The organism is Paraburkholderia bryophila, assembly GCF_003269035.1.
Classification (GTDB): domain Bacteria; phylum Pseudomonadota; class Gammaproteobacteria; order Burkholderiales; family Burkholderiaceae; genus Paraburkholderia; species Paraburkholderia bryophila.
On sequence record NZ_QLTK01000043.1, the window covers coordinates 12,652 to 31,426 of the forward strand.

21 protein-coding genes are annotated in these 18,775 nt (G+C 63.9%); 9 read left to right on the plus strand and 12 right to left on the minus strand.

What is annotated here, in order from left to right:
- Positions 1 to 105: 105 nt before the first annotated feature.
- Entirely contained in the window at positions 106 to 978 is an 873-nt protein-coding gene (locus tag BX591_RS33555) for a DMT family transporter (RefSeq protein WP_111935611.1), read from the plus strand.
- Between the two features lie 185 nt (positions 979 to 1,163).
- On the opposite strand, the gene BX591_RS33565 is transcribed toward BX591_RS33555, so the two are convergent.
- Positions 1,164 to 2,339, minus strand: coding sequence for a L,D-transpeptidase (locus BX591_RS33565; protein ID WP_111935644.1), 1,176 nt, complete (start codon positions 2,337 to 2,339; stop codon positions 1,164 to 1,166).
- Positions 2,340 to 2,527: 188 nt separating this feature from the next.
- Between BX591_RS33565 and nadE the strand changes: the two genes are divergently transcribed.
- Positions 2,528 to 3,475, plus strand: coding sequence for an ammonia-dependent NAD(+) synthetase (nadE, locus tag BX591_RS33570; RefSeq protein WP_111935612.1), 948 nt, complete (start codon positions 2,528 to 2,530; stop codon positions 3,473 to 3,475).
- Between the two features lie 155 nt (positions 3,476 to 3,630).
- Here the strand turns inward: nadE and BX591_RS33575 are convergent, their stop codons facing one another.
- The 6 genes from BX591_RS33575 to BX591_RS33595 form a co-directional block, all read right to left on the minus strand.
- Positions 3,631 to 3,897 (minus strand): RNA-binding protein, encoded by a 267-nt coding sequence (locus BX591_RS33575; protein ID WP_111935613.1) that lies wholly within the window; start codon positions 3,895 to 3,897, stop codon positions 3,631 to 3,633.
- A gap of 5 nt (positions 3,898 to 3,902) precedes the next feature.
- Positions 3,903 to 4,061 carry a hypothetical protein gene (locus BX591_RS36690; protein WP_167444668.1) on the minus strand — a complete coding sequence of 53 codons (159 nt, stop codon included), beginning with the start codon at positions 4,059 to 4,061 and terminating at the stop codon, positions 3,903 to 3,905.
- 286 nt (positions 4,062 to 4,347) lie between these two features.
- The gene (locus BX591_RS33580) at positions 4,348 to 4,698 is read right to left on the minus strand and encodes a hypothetical protein (protein WP_111935614.1); all 351 of its coding nucleotides are present in this window, start codon (positions 4,696 to 4,698) and stop codon (positions 4,348 to 4,350) included.
- Between the two features lie 110 nt (positions 4,699 to 4,808).
- Positions 4,809 to 5,462: a hypothetical protein gene (locus tag BX591_RS33585; RefSeq protein WP_111935645.1), complete on the minus strand. Its 654-nt coding sequence runs from the start codon at positions 5,460 to 5,462 to the stop codon at positions 4,809 to 4,811.
- A gap of 178 nt (positions 5,463 to 5,640) precedes the next feature.
- Positions 5,641 to 7,287, minus strand: a complete 1,647-nt coding sequence (locus BX591_RS33590) for a S10 family peptidase (protein WP_111935615.1) — start codon at positions 7,285 to 7,287, stop codon at positions 5,641 to 5,643.
- Between the two features lie 51 nt (positions 7,288 to 7,338).
- On the minus strand, positions 7,339 to 8,898 hold the full coding sequence (locus BX591_RS33595; protein WP_111935616.1) for a S53 family peptidase: 1,560 nt from the start codon (positions 8,896 to 8,898) through the stop codon (positions 7,339 to 7,341).
- A 314-nt stretch (positions 8,899 to 9,212) separates the two neighbouring features.
- On the opposite strand from BX591_RS33595, the gene BX591_RS33600 reads away from it, so the two are divergent.
- A complete protein-coding gene (locus BX591_RS33600; protein WP_111935617.1) occupies positions 9,213 to 9,722 on the plus strand; it encodes a DUF1993 domain-containing protein in 510 nt (169 codons plus the stop codon).
- 23 nt (positions 9,723 to 9,745) lie between these two features.
- Here BX591_RS33600 and BX591_RS33605 read toward each other — a convergent pair whose 3' ends face one another.
- Complete coding sequence (locus BX591_RS33605; RefSeq protein WP_111935618.1) at positions 9,746 to 10,066, minus strand: YnfA family protein; 321 nt, start codon at positions 10,064 to 10,066, stop codon at positions 9,746 to 9,748.
- 134 nt (positions 10,067 to 10,200) lie between these two features.
- On the opposite strand from BX591_RS33605, the gene BX591_RS33610 reads away from it, so the two are divergent.
- A complete protein-coding gene (locus BX591_RS33610; protein WP_111935619.1) occupies positions 10,201 to 10,374 on the plus strand; it encodes a DUF1289 domain-containing protein in 174 nt (57 codons plus the stop codon).
- A 98-nt stretch (positions 10,375 to 10,472) separates the two neighbouring features.
- Here BX591_RS33610 and BX591_RS33615 read toward each other — a convergent pair whose 3' ends face one another.
- Positions 10,473 to 11,114 carry a LysE family translocator gene (locus BX591_RS33615; protein WP_111935620.1) on the minus strand — a complete coding sequence of 214 codons (642 nt, stop codon included), beginning with the start codon at positions 11,112 to 11,114 and terminating at the stop codon, positions 10,473 to 10,475.
- Positions 11,115 to 11,268: 154 nt separating this feature from the next.
- On the opposite strand from BX591_RS33615, the gene BX591_RS33620 reads away from it, so the two are divergent.
- Positions 11,269 to 11,736 (plus strand): Lrp/AsnC family transcriptional regulator, encoded by a 468-nt coding sequence (locus tag BX591_RS33620; RefSeq protein WP_176343152.1) that lies wholly within the window; start codon positions 11,269 to 11,271, stop codon positions 11,734 to 11,736.
- A 74-nt stretch (positions 11,737 to 11,810) separates the two neighbouring features.
- Positions 11,811 to 12,044, plus strand: coding sequence for a hypothetical protein (locus BX591_RS33625; RefSeq protein WP_035556356.1), 234 nt, complete (start codon positions 11,811 to 11,813; stop codon positions 12,042 to 12,044).
- Positions 12,045 to 12,070: 26 nt separating this feature from the next.
- Here BX591_RS33625 and BX591_RS33630 read toward each other — a convergent pair whose 3' ends face one another.
- On the minus strand, positions 12,071 to 13,660 hold the full coding sequence (locus tag BX591_RS33630) for a carbohydrate porin (RefSeq protein ID WP_111935622.1): 1,590 nt from the start codon (positions 13,658 to 13,660) through the stop codon (positions 12,071 to 12,073).
- Between the two features lie 1,128 nt (positions 13,661 to 14,788).
- On the opposite strand from BX591_RS33630, the gene BX591_RS36695 reads away from it, so the two are divergent.
- Both BX591_RS36695 and BX591_RS33635 read left to right on the plus strand, forming a co-directional pair.
- A complete protein-coding gene (locus BX591_RS36695; protein WP_167444669.1) occupies positions 14,789 to 14,944 on the plus strand; it encodes a hypothetical protein in 156 nt (51 codons plus the stop codon).
- Between the two features lie 129 nt (positions 14,945 to 15,073).
- Positions 15,074 to 16,732: an NRAMP family divalent metal transporter gene (locus BX591_RS33635; RefSeq protein WP_111935646.1), complete on the plus strand. Its 1,659-nt coding sequence runs from the start codon at positions 15,074 to 15,076 to the stop codon at positions 16,730 to 16,732.
- Positions 16,733 to 16,834: 102 nt separating this feature from the next.
- Here the strand turns inward: BX591_RS33635 and BX591_RS33640 are convergent, their stop codons facing one another.
- Positions 16,835 to 17,311 carry an OsmC family protein gene (locus BX591_RS33640; protein ID WP_111935623.1) on the minus strand — a complete coding sequence of 159 codons (477 nt, stop codon included), beginning with the start codon at positions 17,309 to 17,311 and terminating at the stop codon, positions 16,835 to 16,837.
- Between the two features lie 196 nt (positions 17,312 to 17,507).
- The gene (locus BX591_RS33645) at positions 17,508 to 17,885 is read right to left on the minus strand and encodes a hypothetical protein (RefSeq protein ID WP_111935647.1); all 378 of its coding nucleotides are present in this window, start codon (positions 17,883 to 17,885) and stop codon (positions 17,508 to 17,510) included.
- Between the two features lie 181 nt (positions 17,886 to 18,066).
- On the opposite strand from BX591_RS33645, the gene BX591_RS33650 reads away from it, so the two are divergent.
- Complete coding sequence (locus BX591_RS33650; protein ID WP_111935624.1) at positions 18,067 to 18,711, plus strand: HD domain-containing protein; 645 nt, start codon at positions 18,067 to 18,069, stop codon at positions 18,709 to 18,711.
- Positions 18,712 to 18,775 lie beyond the last annotated feature (64 nt).

The following is an 18,775-nucleotide window of genomic DNA, read 5'->3' on the forward strand; positions in this document are numbered from 1 at the left end:
GCGAGCGCCAACGTTCACCTGTAAGCCTGCGCCCATTGCAGCTTCGAACAAGACACACTGCATGCACCTCGACAAGATGGCGGTTTTTCCACGCCACCCTCACCCATGCTCGCTTCGTCAATCGCCGCGCTGTTCGTCGTGTTGTGGTCGACCGGTTTCGTGGTCGCCCGCGCGATCACGCCCTACGCCGATCCCAATCTCTTTCTGCTGGCGCGCTTCGGCGGCACGGCGCTGATCTTCGCGCTCGTCGCGCTGGGCGCTCGCGCAACATGGCCAGGCGGCCGCGACCTCGGCAAGCATCTGCTGGCGGGCGCGCTGCTGCAAGGCGTCTATCTCGGCGCCGGCTATTGGGCCGTGGCGCAAGGGCTCAGCGCCGGCGTGATGGCCTTGCTCGGCGCGCTGCAGCCGCTCGCCACCGCCGCCGTCGCGGCGCCACTGTTCGGCGAACGCCTGTCGCGCCGCGGCTGGACCGGCATGGCGCTCGGTCTGGCCGGTGTCGCACTGGTGCTCGAACCGAAGCTGGCATCCGCCGCCGCGCCCGCGTCGCATGGCAACGCGCCGGCGTGGCTGGTGGTGCTGATTTCAGTGGTCGCGGTCGGCGCGATCACAGCGGGTACCTTGTTTCAGAAGACATCGCTGGCCAAGGCCGATATTCGCAGCGCAAGCGCGGTCCAGAATTTCGGCGCGGCGCTCGTCGCCGGTTTGCTGGCGCTCGCGCTGGGCGAGCATCGCTGGATCGTATCGTTCACGTTGTGGGCGTCGTTGGCGTGGGGGATCGTGATGCTGTCCGGTATCGGCGTCACGCTGCTGGTGTGGATGGTTCGGCGCGGCGACGCGGCGCGCGCTACCGCGCTAATGTTTCTCGCCCCGCCGCTCGCCGCGCTCGAAGGGTATATCGGCTTCGGCGAGACGTTGCTGCCGGTGCAGATCGCGGGGTTCGGCGTCGCTCTGGTGGGGGTGTTGCTGGCGCGCTCGTGAATGTGGCGTGCGACGGCGCTCGTGGTCTGCCAAGCGCAGCGAATTGATGCGCCGGCGGGCAAGCTGCCAGCGCGACCATCAGCGGCTGCAGCTGTGACTGTGACTGTGACTGTGACTGTGACTGTGACTGTGACTGTGACTGTGACTGCGACTGTGACTGCGGCTGCGACTACGGCTGCGACAAATCAATCCGCCGTGTCCGCCGCGGCCGGCACCTTCGCGCGCGCCTTGCCGCCCGGCAGCGGCGACCACGCCGGGCGACTCTTGCGCCCGGAGTCCACCACGACGATGTAGCGGCCCGCCCACGGCGTGACCTGACGATCGCTTTTCAACACCCACAGCGATTTGCCCGATTCGACCAACGCGACATAGCCGGCATCCAGAATGCCGTAGTGATCGAGAAAGACATTCAACGACGCGGGAATCCGCACGCAGCCCTTCGAGTGGCGAATGCCGAGCACCTGCTCCAGGCGATCGGGGTCGGTGGCGTGCATCTGGAAACGCATCTGCGAGATGCCACCCTTGCCCCAGCCTCGTTCGCCCTGCGCCCAACCGAGGTCGAAAATGCGCATATCGCGTTTGCCGTAGCCGCGAATGTGGTTTTCGTTCGGCGTGCCTTCGGAACGGAAATCCATATTGGCGGGCGTATGGTCGAACACGCCGAGCGGCGTGATGAAGTGGTCGTACTCGCCCGGGCGACCGGTGGAAACCGGCGCCGCGCCGATCATCTGCCAGGTGTCGGCCGGCGCGGCGCGGAAATAGATGAACAGCGCCTGCACGTTGGCGTTGCGATCGACCATCACGACGTATTGGCCCGACAGATTGCCCAGCGCGTGGTCGGTGAGCGTCGTTTGCAGGCGCTCGGCGTAGGCGCGTTGTTCCGTGAGCGGAACTTTCAAGCGGCGTGTGACGTCTTTCGCAAACATGTCGCGCAGCAGTAACGCGCGATGCGGGTCGACCACGCCCGCGGCGTCGGGTGCGGCGACGGTTGATGCGGGCGATGCGGTTGATGCCGCGGCAGCTGTCGGACGGTTCGTGGCCGTGGATGCAGCTCCCGGCGCGGATGCCGACCGCGACGGCGCACCGTTCGACGACGCCGCAGCCGCCGATGCAGAAAGCCCGTCCGGATTCGACGCCGCCGCAGACACCGGCACCGCCGACGCGACGCTACACGACAGCGAGCACAACACAGCCACACACACACGAGTCAGACGACGAAGATGACCGCCCGCGCATTGCGCGTGCGAAACGGAAGAGAAAACCGGCATACCCATCACTTTCTTCACGTCGTGCCGACGCTTCGCCGATACGCAAGGCGAGCGATCGGAAACAGGCTGGCCAGGCCGATTGGAGTAGTTCATCGCGTGTTTGAGCAAACCTGATTATTATTGACAGCTCGCCGGCTCATGCGGCGCTCGGAACGAGGATGTTACTTAGCGCATTGCGATCTGTCGATCCTGCCTCGCGAGCCGACCCGCCTCACTTTCCCCGGCGCGCCAACGCCAAAGCTGCAACACTGCGCAATCGCGCGAGGGAGCACCAGAGAATCATGACGCAACAGGATCCATTCGCACGCCAAGCCGCCATCGCCGCGGAAATGCACATGGGCGCCGAGTTCGACGCCGCGCGGGAGATCGAGCGCCGGGTCGCTTTTCTGGCCGACTATCTGCGTGGCAGCGGCCTGAAGACCTACGTGCTCGGTATCAGCGGCGGCGTCGACTCGACCACGGCGGGGCGGCTTGCGCAACTCGCCGTCGAGCGACTGCGCGCGGCGCAGTACGACGCGCGCTTCGTCGCGGTTCGCCTGCCCTACGGCGAGCAGAAAGACGAAGCCGATGCACAGCAAGCGCTACGCTTTATCCGCGCGGACGAAAACCTCGCCATCGACATCAAACCCGCCGCCGACGCCATGCTGGCCGCGCTGCATCAAAGCGGCGTGCCGTTCGCAGACGAATCGCAGCAGGATTTCGTGCACGGCAATATCAAGGCGCGGCAGCGCATGATCGCGCAATACGCAGTGGCCAGCGCACGCGCGGGCGTGGTGATCGGCACGGATCACGCGGCCGAATCGCTGATGGGCTTCTTCACCAAGTTCGGCGACGGCGGCGCCGACGTGCTGCCGCTCGCCGGCCTGAACAAGCGTCGCGTGCGCGCGGTGGCCAAAGCACTGGGCGCACCCGAGGAATTAGCGCACAAAGTGCCGACCGCCGACCTCGAAATGTTGCGTCCGCAACGACCCGACGAAGACGCCTACGGCATCCCCTACGACGACATCGACGACTTTCTGGAAGGCAAGCCGGTGAGCAATGCGGCTCGTCAGGTCATCTTGCGTTTTTACGAGTCGACCCGTCACAAGCGGGCGTTGCCGTACACGCCGTTCGACTGGCCGGCGCAAGCCAGCAAGGAACGAAACCGGCAAGTTAGCGAACGAAGGACGAAAGACGAAAGACGAAGGAAGGTGGACCGCAGACGGCGGAGTGCAAGCGCGGAGTCTTGAAAAAAGCGCGCGCCTCCGTCTCACCACCGGCCGCACAACAGGCCAAGGCGAAAGCGAACTTCTACGACGCCATGCGCGCGGGCGTGGCCACACCTACGCTACATCTGCGATGTCAGTCGACAAAACCGCGCCAAGCAGTAAAGCAGCAAAGCAGATCAGCGAGCGGCCGGCGGCTCATCACCGAACAGATCGGCGCTCGCCTCGAGTGTCTGGCCGTGCAACTGTTTGCCATGAATCTCGCGCGCGATCACGTCGCCCACATACGGCACGTCCGCATTCAGCTCGACCGTGGCGTACGCACTGGGCTTGCCGGCGTCGACCACCTCGATATGCTTCGCGTAATGCCCGAGCTCGCGTTTGAGGAATTCCCGCACCTCTTCGGCACTACAGGCTTGCGCAATGTTGCGCACGATCAGGTTCATGCAGCCTATCCTCGGCGCGCGCCGCGATCGGAGTCACGATCCGCGCTTTGCACGCGCACAGGGCGCAGTGCCGCGCGTTGCTTCGCCTGTGCCGCCGCGAGTTCGCGGATCAGCGCGGCGCCGGCGGCGCCCAATGCAGCCAATGACAAATAGAAGGCAATCATTCAAATCTCCCCAGCGAAATTCGTCCTAATTTCAGCATAGTCGTCATCGACCACGAAAGCGATGCGACACCGCGTTGTCGAAGATGAACTTTTAAAGACCTGCCTCAATGCACTGTACCTGAATAAGGCCGGTCAAAAATAGCAAAACAGCGGTTCATTTACCGATGCAAGCCCGCTCTTGCGACCAACGTCACACATCGGTTGCAAAAAACGGGCCTCGATATGCAGTGCCGCAGCATCCTGCCGGGGGACGTGCGCAAGGCGCGGGCTGATCGCGGGGATCCGATCAGTCCGCTGCTTGCACGTTGGCCGCGCTCACCCACCACGCATTCTTGCCGTGCGGCTGCTGAACCAGCACCGCCGACGGATCGTCGACGCCGTCGTCCGCGACTTCACACACCGCGAGACCGTCCGGCAGATGTTTGACCTCACCGGCCTCCTGGAACAGCGCGATACGTTGCGCGCTCAACGGTCGCAGTTGCTTGTACACGTCGAAGCTGATGGCGGCGGGCACGTCGCCGCGAATCTGCAAGGCGCCGGCTTTACCGCACGGTACGGGCGCGGCGGCGAATGCAGCGGCGCTGCCGAACAGGCAGCTTAAAGCGAGCGCCGCAGCGGCAAGACGTGAATGGCTCATGATGACTCTCCGGAAAAAAATGTGGGGCAGCGCGCCGCCCTCGGCAAGCGAAGCGACGCGACTCGACACGCGTGGATGAACGAAACCGTGCCGCGCGAAGGCGCGGGGTCTCACGGCGGACTGCCGTGCCCGGCGCCGCGCTCCGCGCTTTCGCCGATCGCAACGTCGAGCCGGCTGATATCGCAGGACGTTTGACTGAAACCCGAATACACCACCGACCAGTTGCCGACGATCGCGGCTTGCGCCTCGGCAAGGCTCAACTTGCCCTCGCAGACGCAACGCTTGAGCATGACCGCCGCGCGCGCCTTGCGGCGCTCGCCCTGCTGGCCGGCCCAAGGCAGAAGATCGAGATTGGCGGGTGCGTTCGGGGAACCGCCCAATACGACAGGCACGCGCCGGTCGATAGCGAACGCCGTGCCGTTGTCGGCCTCGATGCCGCGTTCGGCGAGCAGGCGATTTTTGTGCGCCATCAGTTCGCCGAACGGCGGCGCCACGGTATCCGCATAACCGGTCCGGCAGATCGTCTCGCCGACGGATTGCTGCGTGACGCGTTCGTCGAGCATGTCGGCATCTTGCGCGCGGACCTCGCCCATGCGCATAGCGAGTGCCATGGTGAAGCCGAGCAGCAACGCGACGCGCGCCCTGCCGCGAAAACGCGCCAGGCCGCAACGGCGCGTTAGCACCGATGCAACTGCTTCTTCGTAAGTACCGCTGGTCGGGTCGCTGGAATGAGAGCGACGCCCGGTTGCAATGCCTGCGTTCATCGGTCGGCGCGCCGGCAGCGGCACGCAATAGTTCAATTCGCGGACCAATTAGAACACATTCAAAATGCTTACGTAAAACGCAGTACCTCACGCTTGTCCGTGGACAAGCGTGAGTGCCCGTTACCTCGCGCTGCCAAGCCCGTTACTTCGCGACTCACTTCGCCCCTTGCCGCTCCCCTTACTTCGCCACGCGAGCCTGCAAGGCGCGAATCCGCCCGAGCGCCTGCGTGTTCGATACCGTCGTGTCGTACATCTTCGCGAGGTCGGCCTTCAACGCGGTACGCGACGCGCCGTCGAGATACACCATGTGCCCGGACGGATAGAAGCGCGCCGACAGGTTCTGCCGCACCTGCGCACTGAGTAACGGCATTTGCTGCAGGTCGAGCACGGTCTGATAGAACGGCGTGACGAAATCGTAGAAGCCGTTCGCCGACAGCACCTTGAGATCGGGATTGAGCGCCATCACGGCGGCGAGATCGCCGGCGGTATAGAGAATGATGTTGCCCTTCGCGTCTTTGCCCTTCTGCGCGCCGGTCGGATCGATGTGGCTGAAATCCCAATACTGGAATGCCTGATCGTTCAGATCGGTGAACGACGAATTCGACGTGTACTTCAACTGCTCGTTCAGGTACACGTTCCACATCGTCGTATAGACGCCGGTGACCGCCGTCATGGTCGGATCGTTGCCGCCGGAGTTCGGGTCGATCTTGCCGGCAATGCCCGTGTCGATCGCCGTCACGCGGCCGTCGTACTCGCCGAGCGCGAGACCCTGTGACTTCAGCAAGGTGGTGAGGAAAAGCGAATTGCCGCGACTGTCGTACGAGGCGATATCGAGGCTCCACGCTTGCAGCGTCGCCTGGTCGATGCCGGTGTATTCGCTCAGTTTCTCGACCGTCGCGGAATCGGTGGTGGGAAATTTGCGTAGCGCGGCCAGATAGTCGGTGCGCGCGAATTGCGCCACCTCTTCGGCAAACGTGCCGAGATCCGTGGGCCGTGGCGCGATGCCGAGTTTCTTGTGATACCACGCGTCCGCTGCCGCTGTCGGCAACGCGCCGACCGGATTGCCCGACTGTGTGTAATCGAGAATCGACGATTGCAGCGTGATGCCGTTCAGATCGACACCGTCTTCGTGCAGCCGATAGGCCAGCACGCAGCTCCGTGCCGTGCCGTACGACTCGCCGTACAGATACTTCGGCGAATTCCAGCGGTTGTTCTTGGTCAGAAAACGCTTGATGAACTGCTTGAGCGAATCCGCGTCCTGATCGACGCCCCAGAAGGCGCGGTTGGTTTTCGGTGCGATCGCCGCCGAGTAGCCGGTGCCGACCGGGTTGATGAACACGAGGTCGCTCTTGTCGAGCAGGCTGTCCGGGTTGTCTTCCATCTCGTACGGCGCGGGCGGCGTGAAGCCGGGCATCGAGGTCTTGATACGGCGCGGCGCGAACGAGCCCAGCAGCACGAACACCGAAGACGACCCCGGGCCGCCGTTATAGAAGAACGTGACCGGGCGCGTTTCTTCCTTCTGGTTGTCTTGCGTGAAGGCCACGTAGAACAGGCTGGCCTCCGGCAGCGAACTGCTCGGGTCGACGATCACGAGGTGACCCGCGGTCGCGGTGTAATCGATCTTGTGCCCGCCGATCGAGATCGAATGATGGGTCACCGCGGCGGTCTCGGCGGTTTCGGTAATGGAATCGTCCGGCCCATTGCCGTAGGCAACCGGATCGAAGAACGGCTGATCGCCGCCCTTGTGCGCGGCCCCGGCGGCGGCCGAAGCATGCGCATTGTGCGACGACTGCGGACTAGCGGAAGCTGACTCGGTGTTCGTCATGATCGCTCCATGGGTACGTTCACGTCTGGTTGGCCGTCTCTGCAAACCTGACTATAGTGCGGCCGCTACCTTCTGACCATTGGGACTGCCGAGTCCCGTGCAGGCGTCCCAACCCACCGACGCCTCATAACTCCCGTTATTGCCTTGCGTGATGTCGTTGCACACGCCGGCCGCCTTGTACAGCTTGGGGTTGATAAAGCCGACCGGCTGGCCCTTTGCCGCGTTGATCCGCGCGATCAGCGCGGCCCACAGCGGAGCGACCGCGCTGGTGCCGCCGACCACCGTCTGCGAGCCGTCGATCAGCACGCTGTAGCCGGTCACCGGCGAGGCGTCGCCCGCCACGTCCGGCACGCCGCGCCCGCTGAGCGCCGTCTTGACGCCCTTGGCCGAGGTGGACGACAAACCCTGCTGCCACACCGGCACCGGAAATGCCCGACTCACGCCGCCGCCGGTCGCGCCGCCTTGCGAGCCGTCGTTCCAGACCACCTCGTGCGTGATCGACGTGCCCGACGCGGTCAGATTCGTGCCGCCGCAAGCCAGCACATACGGGCTCGACGACGGAAAATCGACCTCGTTGCCGCTGCTCACGCCGTCGCTCGAACCGCTGTCGCCCGAGGCCACGCAGACCGTCACGCCGAGCGCGGCGGCCGACTGCAGCGCGCTGTTGAACGCCTGCAGCGACTGGCTGGTCCAGTTCGATTCCGGGCCGCCCCAACTGATCGAAATCACCGACGGCTTGTTGGTCGTGTCGTGGATCGCGCGGCTCACCGCGTCGATGAAACCGGCGTCGCTGTTCTGCGTGAAATACACCGCGACCGTCGCGCCCGGCGCAATCGAGCCGACGATCTCCACGTCGAGCGTGACTTCGCCGTCCGGCCCGGACGGATCGCCGCTCGGCTGATTGCTGCCCTGATCGACGCCGACCGATTTCACCGTGGGCGAACCGACACCGAGACTCGCGAAATATGCTTTCAGGTCGGACGTGTTGTAGCCGCCGCCGAGTTCGACGATACCGACGCACTGCCCGCTGCCGTCGCCCTGCGGATACTGATAGAGCGCCGCGAGCTGCGGCGGCGTGAACGACACCTGATGCCCCCTGGCCGGCTGGAACGGCGGCCGGATGCGGAAGTGCGGCCGCGCCGGCGGCCGGTTGTCGAGCCCGAGCACGGCTTCGACCACACCGTTCAGATCGTCCGGCACGCTGATCGTGCCGGTACGGCCACGGAATTGACCGGTGGTGTGATGTTCGTAGTGCTCCAGCTTGACCGCGAACGCGCTCTGGAATTGCGCGATCGTGCCGCTCAACAGGACCGAGCGCGCCGCCGGGTCGTCGCGCACCACCGTCAAACCGTGCGCGGCTGCGAATGCCTTGACCTTCGCGAGGTCTTCCGGCGCAGCGCCGTAATCTTTGGCGAAGGCCTCGCGCGACAATGGTTGGACGCTGGGGTCGCCCGCTTCGATACGGCTCATCAACGCATTGAACTGCGCCTGCTGCCGACGGCGCACCATCACGAACACTTCGATCCGCTCCGCCGGATCGCATTGCCCCACGACTTTCGAACCTTGCTCTGCCTTGCGCTCGCTGCCTGGCAGCGGGTGTTGATTGACCATGGTGTCGACTCTCCTGTTGGCGTGACGGCGCGGGCCGCAAAGCGGACCCGACGCACCGCACGCGTCGCTACAAGCTCATTGCCGGACGAGACGGGCTCGCGCGGCACCGTGCTGATTCGAGGACTGCGCCAAACCGTCCGACCAATGCATTCGACCACAGTTCCGGCGCGCGCGGCAGTTAGCCGGATGGCTAACGCCGCGCTGCATCAATACGCATGGCCGACTGCCCGCGCTATGATGCTGCTGCGGCAATCCAGCCGTTACATTGCCTCGCGCGCCACCTGCGCGCACGATCGAAGAATCAGAGGAACCCCATGTCAATTTCGATGTATCAAGCATCCCTGCCCGTGCTGATTCGCGGCCTGACGAACCTGCAGGTCATCCTGGGCAAGGCTCAGGCGCACGCGGCGGAAAAACAGATCGACCCGTCGGTGTTCACGAACGCGCGCCTCGCGCCGGATATGCTGCCGCTGGTACGCCAGGTGTATATCGCGAGCGACACGGCGAAGGGATGCGCCGCGCGTCTGGCCGGCGTCGAAGCGCCAAAATACGAAGACGTCGAACTGAGTTTCGACGACCTGCATGCCCGCCTTCAAAAGACGATTGATTATCTGAAGGAGTTCAATGCGGAACAGATCGACGGTTCGGAAGCGCGTGAGATCACGCTGAAAATGCGCACGGGCCCGATCGAGTTCACGGGCCTGTCGTATCTGCTCGGCTTCGTGCTGCCGAATTTCTTTTTCCACGTCACGACGGCGTACGACATCTTGCGTCACAACGGCGTCGAACTCGGCAAGCTCGATTATCTGGGCGGGATCAAATAAGGCCGGGGAACGCCTGGCAACGCTTAAACACGCGGCTGGAACGCGATGATGGCCATGCCGGCCAGCGTGAACGCGACGCCCGCCAGGTCCCACAGCGTGGGCCGCACCTTGTCCACGGCCCATAGCCACAAGATCGCCACCGCCACATACACACCGCCGTAAGCCGCGTACACGCGGCCCGCGGCGGTGCCGTGCAAGGTCAGCAGCCACGCGAACAGCGCGAGGCTGAGCGCGCCGGGCACCAGCAGCCAGATCGAGCCGCCCTCCTTCAGCCAGCGCCACGGCAGATAGCAACCGACAATTTCAGCGACGGCGGTCACGGCATACAGCAGGAAAGTTTTCATCGAAGGTGGTTAGCGAATGAGCGTGAACCGCATCCCCGTGCGCGGTTCTCTATCGGCTGTATTAACACAATCAGTTGGCGGGCGGGCACGGTGCATGCGAGAGTCCTGCTGTCCTTTACCCATTGCTATTCACTATGAGCACCGATTCTCCCTGTATCGACATCTGCAAGTTCGACAGCAAAACCGGTTTATGTATTGGCTGTTTGCGTACGCGCGACGAGTGCAAAAGCTGGAAGAAGATGAAAGACAAGCATCGCCGGAAAATTATCCAAGACCGTTCGCGGCGCGAGCATAAGCTAAATAAATAGACGCGACGGCCAGGTGCGCCGCGTTGGAAATCTGGCGCGGCGGCGACCCATCAGGCCACTGCCGCGCCGCCTTGACTCATGGAGTCAGATCAAGCCGCTCAATCCAGCGAAAGCCGCAGTGCGAAACCGATCAGCGCCGCCGAAAACGTCCAGCGCTGCAAAGTCTGCGCGAGCGGATGCGCCCGCATCCAGCCGGCAATGCGTGCTGCGCCGACGGCAAACGAAATGTCAAAGCACGCGCCGACCGCGAGCAGCACCAGGCCCAGCTCGACCATCTGCAACGCAACCGGTCCCGCTTCCGGACGCACGAATTGCGGCAGCAGCACGGAGCAGAACAACAACGCCTTCGGATTCAGCAGGTTCGTCAGCAAGCCCTTGACGAACGAGGCCCGCAACGGCTGCGACTCCACGCTCGCAACGGCTGCCGCCGCGCCCGCTTCGGGCAGCGCAAACACCGGCGAACGGAAAATCTGAATGCCGACCCACGCCAGATACACCGCGCCGCCATAACGCACCACGTCGTACAACCACGGTGCGTTGCGCAACAACGCGGCCACGCCACAGGCCGATAGCGTGACGTGCGTGGCACGCGCGAGACCGAGGCCGCCGGCGGCCGCGAAACCGCTGCGTACGCCGCGTCCGATACTGGTTTGCAGGACCAGCGCCATGTCCGGCCCCGGCACGGCATAGACGACGAACAGCGCAGCGATATAGACGACCAGCAAGTGTGCGGAAATCATGGAAACCTCTTGTTTTAAGGGCTTTATCTTGCCGCTGCCGGCGGAGGGTTTGCTGGCGAATTGCAGGTCCACACACCTTAGAATTGGAGGAATACGCTAATATCTCGCCTCCCCGGCACGATTTTCCCTAAGCGCCCCGCAAACGCCCAACATCATGACAACCGACCTCGATAAAACCGACCGCGCGATCCTGGCCGCGCTGCAGAAAGACGGCCGCATGTCGAATGCGCGCCTGGCCGATCTGGTGGGGTTGAGCGAGACGCCTTGCGCGCGTCGGCTGAAGCGCCTCGAACACGACGGCTATATCGACGAGTACCGCGCGGTGCTGTCGCGTTCCGCGCTCGGCCTCGGCGTGGTGGCGTTCGTTTATGTGCGTTTCGCGGTACACGACCGCGCAGTCGCGACCCGCTTCGAACGTGAGGTGCAGGCGATTCCCCGCATTTTGTCGTGCCACAACGTATCGGGCAGCGCCGACTACATCCTGCAGGTGGTGGCGCGCGATCTCGACGATTACGGCACCTTCATGCGCGACGAGATGCGCAGTTTGCCGGGCGTGACGTCGGTGGAATCGGCGCTGTCCTTGCGCGAAGTGAAGGCCAACGGCGGCTTGCCGCTGTTCTGAACGCGAAGCGCGGATCGTGGCATAGTCACCCCTTTGATGCGGCGCGAGCCGCCTGAACGAGCACGGAGTTTTTCATGGAACACGACAAGGCGCGAGCCGAAGAAGCCGCCGCGATGGAACGCGTCCTGACCGCGACCCAGCGGGTCAAGACGGCGTTCACGTCGCTGCAATCGCAATTTCCGCCGGCCGGTAGCGGTCAGCCGTCGCAATTCGCGCTGACCACGTTCGACGCCGCGCTGCAGGAGCTCGAAGACGCCCAAGCCGCGTTCGACGAATTGCTGGGCGACCTGCTCGACGGCAATCGTTAAGGGAGTGGGTTTGCGGCCGCATCCGCTCAAAAAACAATATGGGTCCGCAACCCCACGACCGCTTCATTGCCCACACGCTGCGCCGGATTCAGCGGATCCGGCACACCGCCCGCCGGTCGGAACACGTACTGGAAGTCCGCCTGCACCTGCCACCACGGCGCGACCTGATACTGGTACGTGGCCTCGACCACCGTCTCCGCACTTCGCGACGGATAACCCGGCGTGCCCAGCGCCGCGGTATCGCTCGCGAGACCCTGCGCATGCGAGCCGATCTTTGCGTAGCCGACCGCCAGGCCGGCGACATCGTTGTCGCGTCCCTTGAACGGCGCCTTGAGCGTCACGCCCGCATTCACACCGAGGTCCACCAGATTGCGGTCACCCGGTGCGCCCATGACTCGCGCGAACACGCCTACCGATTGCGGGCTGTCGCCGCCGCGCTGCCAGACGGTCTGATCGGCGACCGCATAAAAACTGTAATCGCCCCGATGATTCGCCGCCACGCCGCTGCTCGCCGGGTTCGCGAGCGAGAGCCCGGTGTTGTCGAAACGCTGGTCGGCGAAATGCTGTGTGTTGTACCAGAAGCCGAGCTTGTAAGTCCCCGGCAATCCGCTTGACGCTGCGCCCGACCCACTCGCCGGCGGCTGATTGATCGCGTACTGCACTTCGCCGATGAACAACGCACCGCCGCGCAGATTGAATTGGGTGCCGTGGCGGTTCTGCTGCTGCGGATCGCCGACGTCGCTCCCTGCCGGATTGCCATTGAACACGCCGGCCTGCACGGTCCATGCATCCGACGGTTTGGCGCGCACGCGCACCCCGAGCGACGCAAGCGGATACGCCGGACCACCCGCAGGCAAATCGATCGACGGCAACACCGGCCAGCCGAACGTCGCGTTGACGAAGGGCGTGGCGAACTGGCTCACCATGAATTCCTGGTCGAGACTTTGCTGCCCGACCTTCACGTCGACCTTGCCACCGAGAAGCGCTTGCTGGTACCAGAGTTCCCACAACCGCGTGGTGCTATCCGCTTCGATGCCGCTCGCGCTTTGCAGCGTCTGCAGATTGCGCGTGCTGAGATTGGTGCCGTGAATCTGCAGGCCCGACACGTTGAAAGTGCCGCCCGGCAGCCCGAGCGCTTTGTCCGTATCGACGACGAGGCCGAACTGGGTCAGGCCGTCATAAGCGCCGCCGCGTTGGGTGCCGCCGCTCAGGTTGTTCAGATACTCGCTGGTTTCCTGCAGAGTGAAGGTCACGCCGTCATTGTCGAGCCACGGACGCAAACCGCCCATGTCGCCGAGAAGGTTCGAACGCTCCCACAAACCGGTCGGCGCGGCGAGCGTCGAGTCGGCCGCGGCAGGCGTCGGCTCCGGTGAAGACACGGGCGCGGACATCGGCGCCGAATTCGGCGCAGGATTCGGCGCGACCCCAGCCCCCGCCGTCTGCGCCAGCACCGAAGGCACGATCCCAACCGACAACAGCACGCTCAATCCAACCGGCACCCCGGCCTGCCATCGCCCTGCTTTTGCGGACCTGCCGGCGTCGAGTTCCACTGCATCGAACTGCACATTGCGCGCCCAGCGCGCCACCCCACCTACCAACGACTTTTTTACGGACATAAGCTCACTCCCATCGAGCCTGGCTTGAACCGGGCGATGTAAAGACGTGATCGTCCCTCGCAAGCAACGTTGCGATAGCGATCAAAAAGAGGGAGCGTGCGACTGACTGACCGGCGAGAACCGGTCACTGAAGAAGCGCGCTAACCCGAACGGAGCGAGTTAGCGGCGAAGGAAGGATCCTGCTGCTAACCCGCGGATACTGCGCCGGCGTAGACCGGCGTCGGACTTCCACTACTGGAGCATGTGTCCACGAGGGACTCCATTTGACGAGACGGGCGGATTGTATTCGGCACGTCTGGAAAATCGCAAGTAAAAACCGCGCAAAGATCGCGTAAGAGATATCGCACTCCGAATCCTCGTAATGAACGCGCGCGAGCACGATTCCGAGAACATTCACCACGGTCCCCGGTTCCTTCATCCGCCTTTCCTTCCTGTCGCTGCTGAAAGACTTCACGGCCTTTTCGCAACGCGCTGCGTGTTATTCGCAGGGCGGCCCAGGAATATTTGCTTCGCTTAACGAAGCATGTTGACTTCTGCTTGCGGGAGTGCATAAAATTCGCCCGTCTTCACAAACGGGGCCAATGCCTTGGACTCAAGCAGTAGTCGATCTTCGAACAGTTTCACTGCCTGACCGCACGACGCCCGCGCTTTCTTCTCTCAGCCGCCGTCATGCCAACAGGCAGACGGTGCGCGCCGTAGTAACCCTCTCCGTGCACCTTATTCACTAGCGCCATTCGGGCGCGGTGTGCTTTCGCACGTCCGCATTCCGTCTGGCACCGCGTCGCGAGCTTCGGCTCGCGGCCTCGCTGGCTCACGCCGGTTCGAATGGTGCGTTTCGTTCGAATCGCGGTGTGGTCCCGCGTGGTTAAACACGTGGGTACCGCGAGCGCCTGGCATATCGCCATGCGCACCGGTACGCACACCGCAGATAAGGAGCCGCCATGCCGGACAGTGACAGTTATCCCATATGCCGATCCATCGCCATTTCAGGTTTGGTTTTGCCCAAGGAAAGCAGGTAGACGTATGCCGCCGCGCGCCTGGCGCCGCCGCTCCGTGTCTACCGGCTTTCCGCACACCGCGTAAAGCCCGCGCAAATGCCACGTAAGACATTGCGCACGGAGAAAAAACATGTACATCGCCATCCTCGTTCCCACGCTGCAACAAACCCACATTCACAGCGACGCGGCCCTCGCGCTGCACAGCATCAAGCCGCACTGGCTGACCGTGTTCTGGCACCGCGTCAAAGCGGTCGCTGCCCACGCCGTGACGTTCTCGGTTTCGTAATCGACTTACCCCTATCGGCAGCACGCCATCGCGATCCGCATGAACGGCAGTCGTTCGACGACTGCCGCCCAGCGGATCCCGAAGGCGCGCCGCATCCGTTCAACCCGTCAAACCAATCAGGCGCACATCATGTCCACTCCCATCCATGTTTCACCGCCTCGCAGCGCGGTGCTCGACGAGGCGCACCTCGGCGATATCAAAGGCGCGCTGGGCACCATCGCCCATCACGACACCGCGCCGCGCAATAGCTGGTGGGCGCGTTTTCGCACGTTGCTCGCGATCCTCGGCCCCGGTCTCATCGTGATGGTCGGCGATAACGACGCCGGCGCCTTCGGCACCTACACGCAAGCGGGCCAGAACTACGGCACCACCTTGCTGTGGACCATGCTGCTGCTCGTGCCCGTGCTGTTCGTCAATCAGGAAATGGTGCTGCGTCTGGGCGCCGTCACCGGCGTCGGCCATGCCCGGTTGATCTTCGAGCGCTTCGGCAAGTTCTGGGGCGCGTTCAGCGTGGTCGATCTGTTCATTCTGAATGCGCTGACGATCGTGACCGAGTTCATCGGCATTACCTTCGTGCTGGATTTTTTCGGCATTCCGAAAGTGGCCGGTGTGTGTATCGCCGCGGCGGTCACCATGGCCGCGGTCAGTACCGGCAACTTCCGGCGCTTCGAGCGCTTCGCCGTGGTGCTGTGTCTGCTGAGCCTGCTGCTGGTGCCAGTGCTGGTGTCGATCCATCCGCCGGTCGGCCAGATGGCGCACGACTTCTTCGTTCCGGGCTGGCCCGCCCATTCGAAACTCAGCGACGTGATGCTGCTCGTGATCGGCATTGTCGGCACGACCGTCGCGCCGTGGCAGTTGTTCTTCCAGCAGAGCTACATTGTCGATAAGCGCATCACGCCGCGCTTCATGAAATATGAAAAAGCGGACCTGTGGATCGGTATCGTCTTCGTGATGATCGGCGCCGTGGCGATGATCTCGTTCTGCGCGGCACTGTATGCCGGCAAGCCGGAATTCGGCAATTTCACGGATGCGGGCGGCGTGCTCGCCGGCCTCGAGAAATACGCTGGCCGGACCCCCGCCGTGCTGTTCGCGATTGCCCTGCTCGACGCGTGCATCATCGGCGCGGCGGCGGTGTCGTTGTCGACCGCCTATGCGATCGGCGACGTGTTCAGGATTCGCCACTCGCTGCATCGCGGCGTGTCGGACGCGAAGGGTTTCTATCTGGTCTACTTCGGCATCATCGCAGCGGCCGCGACGCTGGTGCTGATTCCAGGCAGCCCGCTCGGCCTGCTGACGGAAGCGGTGCAAACGCTCGCGGGCGTGCTGCTGCCGAGCGCGACCGTGTTCCTGCTGCTGTTGTGCAACGACCGCGCGGTCCTCGGCCCGTGGGTCAACTCGAAGAAACTCAACCTATTCACCGGCGCGGTGGTCTGGGTACTCGTCATGCTCTCCATCATTCTGACGGCATCGGTCATGTACCCGGACATTACCGGCGAAACGATTCTCGAAGTACTCGCCGGCGGCACGCTGATGGCGGTGGTGGGCTACGCGGCGACGCTGGTGGTGCGCAAGCGCCGGCTCGACGCCGCTAACGGCATGGCTCGCGAAACCGAACCGACCTATGCAAAGGGCGCACGCGACACGTGGCGCATGCCGCCGCTGGAAGATCTGCCGGCGCCGCAATTGACGATGTCCAAACGCGTATGGATGGGCGTGCTGCGCGGTTATCTGATCGTGGCGGTCGCGCTGGTGATTGTGAAAGTCGTGCAGATGACGTTGCTGCACTGAGGGAAGTTTCGCCGCTTGCCGCGCTCGCTGTTGTTGTTCAGTGCGGGCGCGGCGACCGTATTGCATGCGGCTGCGCTGCGTTAATGCGGGGTCTATGCTTTTTTACGGTGCGTCGGTCGAAATGGACGGCTCACAGAGAATCGGAAAGTTGACCGAATTCGCGATATAGCATTTTTCGTGAGCCGCGTGATGCAGATGCGCAGCCAGTTCCACGTCGCCGCCCGCCCGGATCACCACGTGCGGGCGCAGCACGATCTGCGAGAAGCGGCCCTGCTGCGGATCGTCGAGCATGGTGCCCTCGGCGTCGTCGCGATAGTCGAGCACGATAATGCCGGCGTCCGAGCACAGGTGCAGATACCAGAGCTTGTGGCAGGTGCTGGCGGAGGCCACCAGCAGGTCTTCAGGATTCCAGCGCTCGGCGTCGCCGAGAAAGGCCGGGTCCGCCGAGCCGGGTATCGCCGGCTTGCCGCCTGACGTGATCACGTGATCGCGGCCGTAGGAGCGATATCCCGAGGTGCCGCTGCCGCGGTTGCCTGTCCACTGCACCGATACGTCGTATTTGTGCTCGCCGTGCGCCATGCCCTTCTCCTTGGTGATTGATCCGGATTCGGTTGTCGGGACGTGCATTTTATATGCGTACCGGCAGCGGCGGCGTTGCCGATGGCGTTGGCGTTGGCGTTGGCGTTGGCGTTTCGCGTCAGGGTGGCAGAGTGAGCGGCCAGTGGTGGGCGCCAAAGTGGCGGCGCAAGCTGCGCTGGCTGGTTGTCGTTAAGCATTAGTGTGACGGCGGCGCAACTCGGCCCGCAAGCCCCGGCGCGCGCGGGTCCGGATTCGCGTACACGCTCGTGCCGTTGGCCCGTGCGGTGCTGACGTTGGAACCCGCGCCGCCTGTTGCACCACCCGTTGCGCCCATCGCGGGTACGGCGGGCGCTGTGCCCAAGCCCGGCATCGGACTGGGACTGGCGTTCGGACCGCCCCCCGGCGTCAAGCCAAGTCCCGGGAGTCCTGCGTTATTCGCGCCCCCGGACGGCGCGCCACTCATGCCGGCGGCGCCACTACTGCCGCCCGACTGCGCGTACGCCGCGCCCGCGACACCCAAGACCCATGCCGACACCAACACCGACACGGCAAACCTACCCGTTACGATCTTCATCGCCCACTCCGTTACGTCGTCGAACTGCTCTCGCCCGCGAGCGTCGCGCCTGAAAGGCGACCGCTCAATGTGTATGACGACGCAATTCCCGCTTTGTTCAGCGTCGACGCATCGGCAATCGGCAATCAACAATCGCGTGGCGATGCGCGATAATCGCCGGCTTTCCTGACGGACCGCACCGATGACCGCCACCGCTTTCGCCCCTTTCCAGGACCTCGCGCAAACCCTGCTGCCGCACGCTTACGACGACAACGGCGACGGCTCGCACGACACCTCGCATCTGCAGCGCGTATGGAAAAACGCCGCGGCCATCCACGCCGAAGAAGGCGGCGACGCGCAAGTGCTATTCGCCGCGACGCTGCTGCACGACTGCGTCGCCGTCGAGAAAAACTCGCCGCTACGCGCGCAGGCCTCGCGACTGTCGGCCGAGAAAGCGACACGCGTGCTGATGTCGCTCGGCTGGACGGACGCGGCCATCAAGGCCACCGCGCACGCTGTCGAGGCGCACAGTTTTTCCGCCGGCGTCACGCCGGCCACGCTCGAAGCGAAAACGCTGCAGGACGCCGACCGCCTCGACGCCCTCGGCATGCTGGGCGTGGCGCGCTGCTTCTACGTCGCCGGACGGATGGGCCGCGCGTTATACGATCCGGCCGACCCGCACGCGACGCACCGGCCGCTGGACGACACGCGCTACGCGCTCGACCATTTCCACACCAAGTTGCTGAAGCTGGCCTCCGGTTTTCAGACCGCGACCGGCATACGTTTAGCCGGCATTCGGCACGCCCGTCTGCAGCGTTTTCTCGACGAATTCAGCGAGGAAATCTGAATCTGTAACAAGGCGGACAAAGCTATACAAATCCTTACAAAGCCGCTTGCTGTTTGCGTACACC